This window comes from Caulobacter sp. 10L414 (genome assembly GCF_056395525.1).
On sequence record NZ_JBFTJR010000051.1, the window covers coordinates 1 to 12,715 of the forward strand.

Here is a 12,715-nt window from a genome sequence, read left to right on the forward strand (position 1 = left end):
GTGCGGGCCAGACGGCTTTCGGCCTCGGCCAGCCGCTGGGCCGCGGCGCGGGCGCGGGCCTCTTCCGCCGCCGACTGGGCGGCCAGGCGCTCGACGGCGGTGTCCGCCTCGGCGCGGGCGGCCTCGGCGGCCTTGGCGGCGGTCTCCAGCTCGGGGCCGCGCTCGGGCGCGGCGGCGATCAGGCCGCGCACCTCGGCCAGTTCCGGCTCGATGCGGGCCAGCGAGCGCCCGGCGTCCTCGGCCGCCTGCTGCTCGCGGGCGCGGTCGTCGTCGATGCGGGAAAGATCGGCCGACAGGCGCTGGAACTCGGCGGCGGCCGCCTGGGCGTCGCGCTCGGCGCGATCCTTCTGGATGGCCAGCTGGCCCAGCACCGCCTGGGCGATGGCCGCCTCTTCGCGCAGCGGCGGCATGGCGGCCTCGGCGGTGACGATCGCGCCCTGGCCGGCGGCGGCGGCGCGGGCGGTCTCCTCGACGTCGCGGGCCGACTGGGTGGCCTCGGACTGGGTGCGCTCCAGCGTGTCGCGGGCCTCGGTCCAGCGGGCGAACAGCACCGCGCCCTGCACGGCGCGGATCTCGGCCGACAGGCGCTTGTACTTCTCGGCCTGGCGGGCCTCGCGCTTGAGGCGGTTCAGCGCCGTCTCAAGTTCGCGGGCCACGTCTTCCAGCCGGGCGAGATTGCTTTCGGCGGCGCGCAGGCGCAGCTCGGCCTCATGGCGGCGGGTGTGCAGCCCCGAGACCCCGGCGGCCTCTTCCAGGATGCGGCGGCGGTTCTGCGGCTTGGCGCCGATCAGTTCGCTGATCTGGCCCTGGCGCACCAAGGCCGGCGAATTGGCCCCCGTCGAGGCGTCGGCGAACAAGAGCTGGACGTCGCGGGCCCGCACCTCGCGGCCGTTGATGCGGTAGGTCGAGCCGGCCCCGCGATCGATGCGGCGCACGACCTCCAGCACCGGATCGTCGTTGAACGCGGCCGGCGCGGTGCGGTCGGCGTTGTCGATGGTCAGGGTGACGTCGGCGTGGTTGCGCGGCGGACGATTGCCGCTGCCGGCGAAGATCACGTCGTCCATGCCGCCGGCGCGCATCGCCTTGGCGGAGTTGGCCCCCATCACCCAGCGCAGGGCTTCCAGCAGGTTGGACTTGCCGCAGCCGTTGGGCCCGACGATGCCCGTCAGGCCAGGCTCGATCCGGAACTCCGTCGGCTCGACGAAGGACTTGAAGCCGGACAGGCGCAGGCGCTGGAACTGCACGGCCGCGCCCGCCCTCTAGGCCTTAAGGGCCTTGTCGATGGCTTGGGCCAGGTCTTCCACCGTGACGTCGCCGACCAGTTCGGCGCCGTTGACGAAGAAGGTCGGCGTGCCCTCGATCTTGTCGCGCTTGGCGGCGGCCTCGACGCGGGCGTTGAGGGCGGCCAGGGCGGCCTTGTCGTTCAGCGTGGCTTCCAGCTGGGCCTCGGTCAGACCGAAGCGCTTGGCCACGCCCAGCAGGCCGCCCCAGTAGTCGCCGGTCTGGTACATGGTCTTCTGGGCCGCGAAGATCGCGTCGACGGCCTCGAAATAGCGGGCCGGCGGCACGCGGTTGGCCAGCAGGAAGCCGGCGCCGGCCAGGTCGTAGGGCGGGGTCAGGAACTCGCGGAACACCAGCCGGGCCTTGCCCGTGTCGATGTAGCGCTTCTTGATCGCCGGCATGACCTCCATGGCCGTGTGGGCGCAGTGGCCGCAGCTCATCGAGGCGTACTCGACGATCTGCACCTTGGCCTTGGCCGAGCCCAGCACGTGGTCGCCGGGCTGGGCCGGCAAGGGCGCGGCGCGCGCCAGCGCAGGCATGGCGGTCGCGGCCGCCAGGCCCGATACGATCAGCGCGCGCCGGTCCAGAGTCATGCCTACTTGCTCGCCGCGGCGATGGCGGCGTCCAGCTGGGCCAGCGGGGCCTCGCCGCCGTCTTCGTTCAGCTTCTTGCCGTTGATGACGAAGGTCGGGGTGCCCTTGATGTCGGTTTCCTTGGAGTAGCGCTCGATGCGGTCGTTGAGGGCCTTGAGGGCCTTCTCGTCGCTGACGCAGGCGTCGAACTGCTGCTCGTTCAGGCCCGACGACTGGGCGATGCGCAGCAGCACGCCGCGATAGTCGCCGGTCGAGAACATCTCTTCCTGCGAGCGGTACACCGAATCCAGCACCGAGAAGTACTTGTCCTTGCCGGCGCAGCGGGCCAGCAGGAACGAGGCGGCGGCCACCTGCGGCGGGGCGGTCAGGAACTCGCGGTAGACGTAGTTCACCTTGCCGGTGTCGATGTACTTCTGCTTGAAGGCCGGGAAGACTTCCTCGTTCCAGCGGGCGCAGTGGACGCAACTGGCCGAGGCGTACTCGATGACCGTGACCTTGGCGTTGGGGTTGCCCAGGCTCATGTCGTCAGCGGTGACCGTCGAACCCGTCTTGTTGCAGGCGGACAGGCCGGCGACGCTGGCGACCAGGGTCGCGGCGAGCAGGATCCGGCGAAGGGGCGAGCGCATGGTCGGGTCTTCCTCGAACGTGAACAGTGAAGTTAAGCGCGATTCTCTAGCAGCCAGAAAATGGCGCGGATGAGGCTTTCGCGCATCAGCGGCAACCCGCGAAGGTTGTCAACTTTCGTTGCGCAGGACGCCCCGGCCGAGTTTCAGCAGGGCCTCCTTCAGCGGGCCGTCGGGCTGGTCCGACAGGCCGGCGGCCAGGTCGCGCTCCTTGGCCGCGTCGAGCGGCGGGCGGCGGCGCGGACGCGGCGGGGCCGAGGCGGCCGTCGCGGCGACGCGCACGGGGCCCTGGACGATCCGCAGCCGGGTCACCGCACCCTTGCCCAGCAGCAGGTCGAGGCGTTGGGTGATCTGCGGCACCTGGTGCTGGATCAGCGAGGCCACCGGGCCGTCGACGCGCAGTTCCAGCGTGCCGCCCTCGCCGGTGCGGCTCTTGATGATGCGGACCGGTTCGGTGCGGCGGGCCAGGCTCTCGCCGACGATCTCCTTCCAGCGGGCCTGCAGCGCGCCGGGGCCCTGGCCGTGCTTCTTGTCGAGTTCGCGGATGAACTTGGCCAGGCTCTTGCCGGCCGGCGGGGGCACGCGCATCGGCGGCCGGGTGCGGCGGCGCGACAGGATCTTCAGGGCCTCGTCGGCCGTGGGCAGCGTGCGGCGATACATTGCGGCGTCATGCTAGCATGCCTCTCCCCTATCGCGCGCGGATTTGCGATAGGAGGCGGACAATGACCGACGTCGCCGCGATCCGCTCCGCATTGCTTTCCTGGTACGACCGCGAGGCGCGGGTGCTGCCGTGGCGAACCGGCCCCGCCGCCGGCGCCATGGGCCTGCGCAGCGATCCCTACCGGGTGTGGCTGTCGGAGGTGATGCTGCAGCAGACCACCGTGCCGCACGCCACGCCCTACTTCCTGGCCTTCACCCAGCGCTGGCCCACGGTCGAGGCCCTGGCGGCCGAGCAGGACGGCGAGCTGATGGCCGCCTGGGCGGGCCTTGGCTACTACGCCCGCGCCCGCAACCTGCTGGCCTGCGCCCGCGCGGTGGCCAGCCAGCACGGCGGCGAGTTCCCCGACACCGAGGCGGGCCTCCTGGCCCTGCCGGGCGTGGGCGCCTACACCGCCGCGGCCGTGGCGGCGATCGCCTTCGACCGGCCGGCCAACGTGGTCGACGGCAATGTCGAGCGGGTGATGGCGCGGCTGTTCGCGGTCGAGGCCCCTGTGCCCGACGCCAAGCCGGAACTGAAGCGCCTGGCCGGCCTGCTGGTCACGGGCGAGCGCCCCGGCGACTGGGCCCAGGCGCTGATGGACCTGGGGGCCACGGTCTGCAAGCCCAAGGCCCCGCTGTGCGACCGCTGCCCGGTGGAGACCTTCTGCGCGGCCAGGGCCAAGGGCGCGCCGGAAACCTATCCCCGCAAGACCCGCAAGGCCGACCGCCCCCGCCGCCACGGCGTGGCCTATGTGGTCAGCCGCCGGGGCGAGACGGCGCTGGTGCGGCGTCCCGACAAGGGCCTGCTGGGCGGCATGCTGGGCCTGCCGACCTCCGACTGGCGGGATCGCCCGTGGACGGATGACGAGGCCGCCCGCGCCGCCCCGATCCTGGCGCCCTGGCGCGACCTGGGGGCGGTGGAGCACCTCTTCACCCACTTCTCGCTGACCCTGCGGGTGATGGTCGCCGAAGCCGACGTCGCCGGCGACTTCGTCTGGACCCCACACGAGGGCCTCACCGCCCTGCCCAGCGTGTTCCTGAAGGCGGCGCGGGCGGGCCTGGAGCGGCTGGTCTAGCCCTCAGCACTCCACGCGGTTGACCGACAGGCCCACGGCCAGGCCGCCCAGCGAGGTCTCCTTGTAGATCTCGTTCATGTCCTCGCCGGTGCGCTTCATCGTGGCGATGACCTTGTCGAGCGAAACCGAGTGCTGGCCGTCGCCCAGCAGGGCAAGGCGCGCGGCGTCGATGGCCTTGATGGCGCCCATGGCGTTGCGCTCGATGCAGGGGATCTGCACCAGGCCGCCGATCGGGTCGCAGGTCAGGCCCAGATTGTGCTCCATGCCGATCTCGGCGGCGTTCTCGATCTGGGCGTTGGTGCCGCCCAGGGCGGCGCAGAGGCCGCCGGCCGCCATCGAACAGGCCACGCCCACCTCGCCCTGGCAGCCGACCTCGGCCCCCGAGATCGAGGCGTTGCGCTTGTAGAGCGCGCCGATCGCCGCGGCCGTCAGCAGGAAGATGCGAATCTGCTCGGGCGTGCCCTTGTGGAAGCGCACGAAGAACCGCAGCACGGCCGGCACCAGGCCCGCAGCGCCGTTGGTGGGGGCGGTGACGACGCGGCCGCCGGCGGCGTTCTCCTCGTTGACCGCCATGGCCCACAGGTTGACGAAGTCCATGGCCGCCAGCGGATCGCTCATCTGGCGCTCCATCCGACCCAGGATCGTCTGGTGGATCTGGCGGGCCCGGCGCTTGACCGACAGGCCGCCCGGCAGGATCCCGTCCTCGCGCATGCCGCGGTCGATGCAGGCCTCCATGGCCCCGAAGATGCGGTCGAGGCCGGCGTTCATCTCGCCCTCGCTCATCCTGGCCAGCTCGTTGGCGGCCATCACCTGGGCGATGGTCAGGCCCGCCTGCTCGGCGCGCTCCAGGAGGTCGGCCGAGCTTTCGAACGGGAACGGGATCGGCGGGCCTTCTTCGGGCGGCGCGTTGCGGCCCATCTCGCTCTCGTCGCGCACGAAGCCGCCGCCGATCGAGAAATAGGTGCGCTCGGCCAGCACGCCGCCTTCGGCGTCGTAAGCCGTGAAGGTCAGGGCGTTGGGATGCTGGGGCAGGCGCTCGTGGCCGGCGAAGACGATGTCGCGGGCCTCGTCGAAGCCGATGCCGACCTCGCCGCCCAGCATCATCCATTGCGTGGCCTTGGTCTCGGCGAGCGCGGCCTCGCCGGCGTCGGGATCCAGCTGCGCCGGGGCGAAGCCCATCAGGCCCAGGATCACGGCGCGGTCGGTGGCGTGGCCTTTGCCGGTCAGGGCCAGCGAGGCGTAGAGCCGGGTCTCGACCCGGGAAACCAGGGCTAGCCGGCCGGCGGCGCGCAGCCGCTCGACGAACATCACCCCCGCCGTCATCGGGCCCATGGTGTGGCTGCTGGAAGGGCCGACGCCCAGCTTGAAGAGATCGAAGACGGAGGCGGTCATTGTTCTTATTCACCGTTCTTCCCCGCGAAGGCGGGGACCCAAGCTGAGCAGGCCACGGCGCGCGCGGTCGACTCGGCTTGGGCCCCCGCCTTCGCGGGGGTGATCGGGCTGTTTTGCTCTTACTTCCGGTCGGCCTTGGTCTTGTCGCGCAGGTCCTTGAACTCCGAACCGGCCTGCCATTCGGGCCAGGTGCGCGCGTTGGCGAGGTCGGCGCCGACCTTGTAGAACAGGCCGATGTCCATCGCCTGGCCCGACAGGTCCCAGTCCGCCGACCACTCGTCGGCCGGCTGGTGGTAGCGGTTGGCGTTGTACTCGGCCTCGGCCTTCTCGCCGGCTTCCTTGCCGCCCTTCACCAGATCGTTGCCCGAGCCGACCGAGATCGCAGGCACGCCGCGCTTGGCGAACGGGAAGTGGTCCGAGCGGTAGAAGTGGCCGGCCTGCGGCACCGGGTCGGGCGTGAAGTAGCGGCCCTCTTCCTTCACCTTGGCCACCAGCATGTCCTGCAAGTCGACCTTGCCGTCGCCCGAGGTGGTGACGTCCTTGGCCGGGCCGGCGGCCGACAGGGCGTCGATGTTGAGGTCGGCGACGGTCTTGGCCAGCGGGAACAGCGGGTTGGCCGCGTAGTACTCCGAGCCCAGCAGGCCCTTTTCCTCGGCGGTCACGGCCAGGAACATCACCGAGCGCTGCGGCGCCGGCGCAGCCTTGAAGGCGCGGCCCAGCTCCAGCAGGGCGGCGATGCCGTCGGCGTTGTCGACGGCGCCGTTATAGATCTTGTCGCCCTTGGCGTCCGGCAGGCCCACGCCCAGGTGGTCCCAGTGGCCGCTGTAGATGATGGTCTCGTCCGGATACTTCGTGCCCTTCACGCGGCCGGCGATGTTCTTGGAGACGATGACCTCGTGCTTGACGGCGTAGTCGGCCGAGAAGGTCGCCTTCAGGTCCACCGGCTTGAAGCCGCGGGTCTGGGCCTCTTTCTTCAGGGTCTCGAAGTCGAGGCCGGCCTTCTTGAAGAGGTCGACGGCCAGGTCTCGCTGGATCCAGCCTTCCAGGGCCGGGTGGCTCTTGGTCGGGTCCTTGCGCACGATGTCGAACATCGTGTTGGTGTTGGAGTTCTTCACCGTCGCCCAGCCGTAGGAGGCCGGGGCGGTCTCGTGGATGATCAGCAGGCCGGCCGCGCCCTGGCGGGCGGCCTCTTCGTACTTGTAGGTCCAGCGGCCGTAATAGGTCATGGCCTTGCCGCCGAAGTCGCCCCCATTCTTGGTATCGGGCCCGCTTTCGAAGTCGGGGTCGTTGATCAGGACGACGGCGATCTTGCCCTTCAGGTCCACGCCCTTGAAGTCGTCCCAGTTGCGCTCGGGCGCCTTGACGCCGTAGCCGACGAAGACCAGCGGGGCGTCCTTGATCGACACCTTGTCGACATTGGTCATCGCCGCGCGGATGGCGATCTGCTCGCCCTGGCTCAGCATGACGTGGTCGGGACCGGCCATGACGTGGGCGCTGACCGGCCCGGCGATCTCGAACTTGGCCAGCGGCACGTCCTGGGTCCAGGCGCGCTTGCCGTCGGTCTGCAGGTCGCCGGCCGGCTCCAGGCCGATCGCCTTCATCTGCTCGGTGATGTAGGCGACGGTCTTCTTCTCGCCTTCGGTGGCGGGACCGCGGCCCTCGAATTCGTCGGAGGACAGCACCTTGATGTGCTGCGACAGGCGGGCGGGATCGATCTTGGGCGCATCCGCGGCCTGCGCGATCATCGGCGCGGCGATCAGCGCGGTTGCGAGGAGAAGGCGTTTCATCGTCGCTACTCTTTTCGAGCGGTTCGTTTCGAGGTCGCGGACCCTAGCGGGAGGTTTTGACCGCCGCTAGGGGGTGCGGAGAAAGTGGGCGTGCTTAGGCTTCCTTCTCCCCCTGCGGGAGAAGGTGGCGGCCAAAGGCCGTCGGATGAGGGGGCGAAGGCGGGCGCCGCCGCACACGGCGACGGCTAGCGACCGCAGGCCGCCAGTATCGTCGCGAGGACGGTTTCCCGATCGTCCTGAACGGCCCGGTTCGGAAACCGCATGACGCGGAAACCCTGCTCGCGGAGCCAGGAATCGCGAACCAAATCCCGGTCGCGATCTTCGTGGTGCGGGCCGTCCGCCTCGACCACCAGCCGATGCCGGAAGCAGACGAAGTCGGCGATGTAGCGGCCGAGCGGAACCTGCCGTCGGAACTTCAAGCCGTCCAGCTTCCGGTCGCGCAGAAGGCTCCATAGCAGGCGTTCGGTGGCGACGGGCGCACGGCGCATGTGGCGAGCTTGAGCGAGGGCGGCCATGGCCGGAGCTTGGAACAAATTGAGAACAATTTCAAGTTGTGATAAACGGCATACTCCCGTTCTCGGCGTTGAATTCTGAGAGACCCTCATCCGACGCCTTCGGCGCCACCTTCTCCCGCAAGGGGAGAAGGATCAGGAAAGCACCCCCGCGAACACCGCCGGATCCACGTTGCCGCCCGACAGCACGATCACCGTCGCCTGGTCCCTGACGTCGATCTTGCCCGCCAGCGCGGCGGCCAGGGCGACGCAGCCGCCGGGTTCGACGACGAGCTTGAGGTGCATGAACGCCCAGCGCATGGCCGCGGCCACCTCCTCGTCGGTGACGGCGGCGACGCCGGTCAGGGTGCGGCTGTTGATCGGCCAGGTCAGGGCGCCCGGCGTCGGGGCCAGCAGGGCGTCGCAGAACGAGCGGGCCTCCGGATCGATCACCTCGCGATGGCCGCTGCCCAGCGAGCGGCGGGTGTCGTCGAAGCCGGCCGGCTCGGCGCCCCAGACCTGGGTGGCGGGCGAAAGCGCCTTCACCGCCGTCGAGGTCCCGGCGATCAGGCCGCCGCCGCCGATCGGGCACAGCACCTTGTCCAGCGCAGCGCCAGCGGCCTCGGCCTGGGCGATGATCTCCAGCCCGACCGTGCCCTGGCCGGCGATGATGTGCGGATCGTCGTAGGAGGGCACGACGATCATGCCGCGCTCGGCGGCGATCTCCGCGGCGATGGCCTCGCGGTCTTCCTTGAAGCGGTCGAAGAAGCGGATCTCGGCGCCGAAGCCGCGCGTAGCCTCGACCTTCACCGACGGCGCGTCGGCCGGCATGACGATCAGGGCCGGCATGCCCAGCTTGTCGGCCGCCAGCGCCACGCCCTGGGCGTGATTGCCGGACGAGAAGGCCACGACGCCGCGCGCCTTCTCTTCCTCAGTGAACTGCGAGAGACGGTTGTAGGCGCCGCGGAACTTGAAGGCGCCGGCCAGTTGCAGGGTCTCGGGCTTGACGAAGACCCTGCCGCCCAGGCGATCCGACAGGGCCGCGCTCTCCAGCAGGGGCGTGACCACGGCCTGGCCCTTCAGGCGTTCGGCGGCGGCCTGGATGTCGGCGAGCGAGACGGTCATGAGCCCTCGGTTGCAAGGCGGCCACGGCCGCGCCTTTCGTTCCGACCTGCTCTAGCTCGCACGAGAAGTTCGCGCCATAAGGGAGCCGGATACTGCTGAGGGGTCAGACATCATGAAAATCGCACTGTTGGCCGCCGTGGCCGGCGCCGCGCTCGCCTGCGCGACCGCCGCTTCGGCTGGCGAACTGATCGTCGGCGCCTACAAGCACGACGTCACCTTCATCGGCGAGGCCGTCGGCCTGGGCGCCGCCGGCCGCGAGGACGGGGTCGACCTGCACTTGGGCTACCGCACCGACCGCCTGGAGAACCTGACCTGGCTGGGCAAGCCGCAGGTCCACGCCTTCGTGTCGCTGAACAGCGAGAACACCTCCAACTTCGTGGCCGCCGGCTTCTCCTGGCCGATCGACTTCGGCGACGAGGGCGGCTTCTATTTCCGTCCGGGCATGGGCCTGGCCTACACCGACGGCGAGACCGGCCTGCCGCCGGTCAACGAGCCGGGCATCAGCCAGGAAGAGATCCAGCGCCGCCTGAAGCTCTACAACACCCGCATCGATTTCGGCTCCAAGGTGCTGTTCCAGCCGGAGCTGGCCCTGGGCTACCGCTTCAACGACAAGTGGGCGGCCGAACTGTCCTACGTGCACCTGTCGAACGGCCAGATCTTCCACCAAGGCAAGAACCAGGGGCTTGACGATCTGGGCGTGCGCCTGCTTTACGCCTTCTGACTTCAACGGGGGTCGCCCGCCGACCCCCGCCCGTCACCGACAATCTGACGAACGTCCGCCGCCGAGTCCTGTCGAAGGGCCGCGGGCGCTACCGGGCAGGTGACAAGGCATATCTCTATCATGGCCAACGTGACCGTCGTGGGCGCCCAGTGGGGCGACGAGGGCAAGGGCAAGATCGTCGACTGGCTCTCCAACCGAGCCGACGTCGTCGTGCGCTTCCAGGGCGGCCACAACGCCGGCCACACGCTGGTGGTCGACGGCAAGGTCTACAAGCTTGCCCTGCTGCCCTCGGGCGTGGTGCAGGGCAAGACCTCGGTCATCGGCAACGGCGTGGTCGTCGATCCCTGGCACCTGCTGGGCGAGATCGAGAAGATCGCCGCCCAGGGCGTGGCCATCACCCCCGACCTGCTGGTGCTGGCCGACAACGCCACCCTGATCCTGCCGCTGCACCGCGACCTGGACCAGGCGCGTGAAGCCGCCTCCAGCCAGAAGATCGGCACCACCGGCCGCGGCATCGGCCCGGCCTACGAGGACAAGGTGGGCCGCCGCGCTATCCGCGTCGCCGACCTGGCCGACCCCGAAGCCCTGAAGCCGAAGATCGAGCGCCTGCTCAGCCACCACGGCGCCCTGCGCCGCGGCCTTGGCCTGCCGGACGCCGACGCCGGCCAGCTGTTCGACCAGCTGATGGAGATCGCGCCGCAGATCCTGGCCTTCGCCCAGCCGGCCTGGCGCGTGCTGGACCAGGCCCACAAGGCCGGCAAGCGCATCCTGTTCGAAGGCGCGCAAGGCGCCCTGCTGGACGTCGACCACGGCACCTACCCGTTCGTCACCTCGTCCAACACCGTCGCCGGCCAGGCCGCCGCCGGTTCGGGCATGGGCCCCAAGGGCCCGGGCTACGTGCTGGGCATCGTCAAGGCCTACACCACCCGCGTCGGCGAGGGCCCGTTCGCCTGCGAGCTCGATGACGAGGTCGGGACCCACCTGTCGACCGTCGGCCGCGAAGTCGGCGTCAACACCGGCCGTCCGCGCCGCTGCGGCTGGTTCGACGCGGTGCTGGTGCGCCAGTCGGTGGCCATCAACGGCATCGACGGCATCGCCCTGACCAAGCTGGACGTGCTGGACGGCCTGAAGACCCTGAAGATCTGCGTCGGCTACAAGATCGGCGACAAGATCGTCGACTACCTGCCGRCCGGCATGCGCGACCAGGCGGCCGCCGAGCCGGTCTACGAGGAGATCGAAGGCTGGAGCGAAAGCACCGCCGGCGCCCGCTCGTTCAAGGACCTCAACGCCAACGCCATCAAGTATGTGCGCCGCGTCGAAGAACTGATCGGCGCCCCGGTGGCCCTGCTGTCGACCAGCCCCGAGCGCGACGACACCATCCTGATGCGCGACCCGTTCGCGGGCTGACCTTTCTGAAACCTCTCCCATGGGGAGAGGGAGGGGCCCGCGCCGCAGGCGTGGGAGGGTGAGGGGGTAAGACGTCTGACGTCCCGTCCCCCTCATCCCCCTGCCCCGTTCGGAAAACTTCGTAACCCCTCACCCTCCCATACTTCGCATGGGCCCCTCCCTCTCCCTATGGGAGAGGTGGATTACGAGCCGGCGCTCCCGCTCTCCGCTAACCCCCATTCCGGGGACTACCCAAGGTCACGGTTAGCGTTTGCTTAGGTCGCGGCCGCTAGGGTTCCCTTCGTAACCGAGGGGGTTCCTGACCTTGTCCGCGCGCCGAAAGCTCGCTCCCGTCCGCAAGCCGGACCGCCTGACGCGCAGCCTGCGCGCGCTGGAGCGCACGGCGTCGACCAGCCGCGTGCTGAACCTGCTGGCCATCGCCGCCGACAGCAGCCAGCGCCCCGAATATTCCCAGCATCCGTTGTTCCGGAACCGGATCCTGAACAACGCCCTGATCGTCAAGCATCGCCTGCGCAGCGACGACCTGTTCCTGTTCGACGAAGCCCGACCGACCGCGACCAAGATCATCATCCCGTTCGAGCGCAGCGACCTGTCCCTGGGCGGCCAGTCGTTCTTCGTCGGCCAGCGCGGCTGGATCGACCTGCTGCGCGAGGCCTGCAACGACCCGTCCGACATGACGCGGGACCTGGCGACGCTGCGCATGATCGACATGCTGCCCTCGCTGGACCCGTTCCTGCTGCGCGAGCACCTGCGCCGCCACGGCATGATCGTGGCCCCCTGCTACTTCGCCCTGTCGCCGGGCGACCTGGAGCAGATGCAGGGCTTCGTGGCCGTCGAGATCTCGCGGCTGATCGACCTGGCCTACCGCGACAGCGGCCGGGTCAACGGCGCGGCGGCCGCCCGCCTGGTCGAGGCCCTCTTGTCCACCGACGTCGACGAGCGGCTGGAGCCGCTGCGCGAGACCCTGGTGCTGGAGGGCGAGAGCTTCAAGGAAGGCGTCTTCAGCTGGAAGGGCTTCCTCTATTACAAGTGGATGCTCACCCGCCTGTGGCCGCAGCTGACCGCCACGGCCGGCGAGATCGGCCAGATGATCATCACCGGCGCCCGCGAGGCCGAGACCGCCCGCTATGTCGACGACGCCCGCAAGCGCCTGCAGCAGGGCGTGGTGCTGGAGCGCGCCGCGGTGCTGCGCACGATCAAGGTCTATGACGACGCCTTCGAGGACCTGATCGACAACGGCAAGCCCCAGGCCTTCCGCGAGTTCCTGCTGCGCGCGCCCGACATGTTCCTGTCGCTCGGCGAAAAGGTGGGCGTGATCTCGCACATCGCCAGCTTCTGGCGCTACCGCTTCCCCGAGGGCCAGCCGGCCATCGTCGACGTGGAAGAAGCCGTCGACATCCTGCAGGATTTCGACTCCGGGCTGTCGGCCTCGCTGGCCATCTAGGCCGGATCGACATTCACACATCCCACCGAGCCCCCCGCGAAGGCGGGGGCCCAAGCTGCCTTTCGAGGGCGGGCGG

The 12,715-nt window shown here is 69.9% G+C and carries 12 protein-coding genes; 4 read left to right on the forward strand and 8 right to left on the reverse strand.

The features are described 5' to 3' along the window. The 4 genes from AC1DCG_RS18755 to AC1DCG_RS18770 form a co-directional block, all read right to left on the reverse strand. The coding region (locus tag AC1DCG_RS18755; RefSeq protein ID WP_477041603.1) for an AAA family ATPase at window positions 1–1,244 on the reverse strand (1,244 nt) is incomplete at its 3' end. 15 nt (window positions 1,245–1,259) lie between these two features. After that, a complete protein-coding gene (locus AC1DCG_RS18760; protein ID WP_477030795.1) occupies window positions 1,260–1,874 on the reverse strand; it encodes a thioredoxin domain-containing protein in 615 nt (204 codons plus the stop codon). A 2-nt stretch (window positions 1,875–1,876) separates the two neighbouring features. After that, on the reverse strand, window positions 1,877–2,500 hold the full coding sequence (locus AC1DCG_RS18765; RefSeq protein ID WP_165257525.1) for a DsbA family protein: 624 nt from the start codon (window positions 2,498–2,500) through the stop codon (window positions 1,877–1,879). A 108-nt stretch (window positions 2,501–2,608) separates the two neighbouring features. Beyond that, window positions 2,609–3,157, reverse strand: coding sequence for a DUF721 domain-containing protein (locus tag AC1DCG_RS18770; RefSeq protein ID WP_477030796.1), 549 nt, complete (start codon window positions 3,155–3,157; stop codon window positions 2,609–2,611). A 62-nt stretch (window positions 3,158–3,219) separates the two neighbouring features. Here AC1DCG_RS18770 and mutY point away from each other — a divergent pair, with 62 nt between their 5' ends. After that, entirely contained in the window at window positions 3,220–4,272 is a 1,053-nt protein-coding gene (gene mutY, locus AC1DCG_RS18775) for an A/G-specific adenine glycosylase (protein WP_477030797.1), read from the forward strand. 3 nt (window positions 4,273–4,275) lie between these two features. Here the strand turns inward: mutY and AC1DCG_RS18780 are convergent, their stop codons facing one another. The 4 genes from AC1DCG_RS18780 to AC1DCG_RS18795 form a co-directional block, all read right to left on the reverse strand. Then, window positions 4,276–5,664, reverse strand: a complete 1,389-nt coding sequence (locus tag AC1DCG_RS18780) for an L-serine ammonia-lyase (RefSeq protein WP_477030798.1) — start codon at window positions 5,662–5,664, stop codon at window positions 4,276–4,278. A gap of 119 nt (window positions 5,665–5,783) precedes the next feature. Next, a complete protein-coding gene (locus AC1DCG_RS18785; RefSeq protein ID WP_477030799.1) occupies window positions 5,784–7,451 on the reverse strand; it encodes a M28 family metallopeptidase in 1,668 nt (555 codons plus the stop codon). A gap of 185 nt (window positions 7,452–7,636) precedes the next feature. Then, a complete protein-coding gene (locus AC1DCG_RS18790) occupies window positions 7,637–7,966 on the reverse strand; it encodes an endonuclease domain-containing protein (RefSeq protein ID WP_477030800.1) in 330 nt (109 codons plus the stop codon). A 132-nt stretch (window positions 7,967–8,098) separates the two neighbouring features. Next, the gene (locus AC1DCG_RS18795) at window positions 8,099–9,067 is read right to left on the reverse strand and encodes a threonine ammonia-lyase (RefSeq protein WP_477030801.1); all 969 of its coding nucleotides are present in this window, start codon (window positions 9,065–9,067) and stop codon (window positions 8,099–8,101) included. Between the two features lie 112 nt (window positions 9,068–9,179). On the opposite strand from AC1DCG_RS18795, the gene AC1DCG_RS18800 reads away from it, so the two are divergent. The 3 genes from AC1DCG_RS18800 to AC1DCG_RS18810 all read left to right on the forward strand — a co-directional run bounded on the left by AC1DCG_RS18800 (window position 9,180) and on the right by AC1DCG_RS18810 (window position 12,639). Then, window positions 9,180–9,788, forward strand: coding sequence for an acyloxyacyl hydrolase (locus tag AC1DCG_RS18800; protein ID WP_477030802.1), 609 nt, complete (start codon window positions 9,180–9,182; stop codon window positions 9,786–9,788). Window positions 9,789–9,908: 120 nt separating this feature from the next. Beyond that, the gene (locus tag AC1DCG_RS18805; RefSeq protein WP_477041604.1) at window positions 9,909–11,195 is read left to right on the forward strand and encodes an adenylosuccinate synthase; all 1,287 of its coding nucleotides are present in this window, start codon (window positions 9,909–9,911) and stop codon (window positions 11,193–11,195) included. A 304-nt stretch (window positions 11,196–11,499) separates the two neighbouring features. Further along, entirely contained in the window at window positions 11,500–12,639 is a 1,140-nt protein-coding gene (locus AC1DCG_RS18810) for a hypothetical protein (RefSeq protein WP_477030803.1), read from the forward strand. Window positions 12,640–12,715 lie beyond the last annotated feature (76 nt).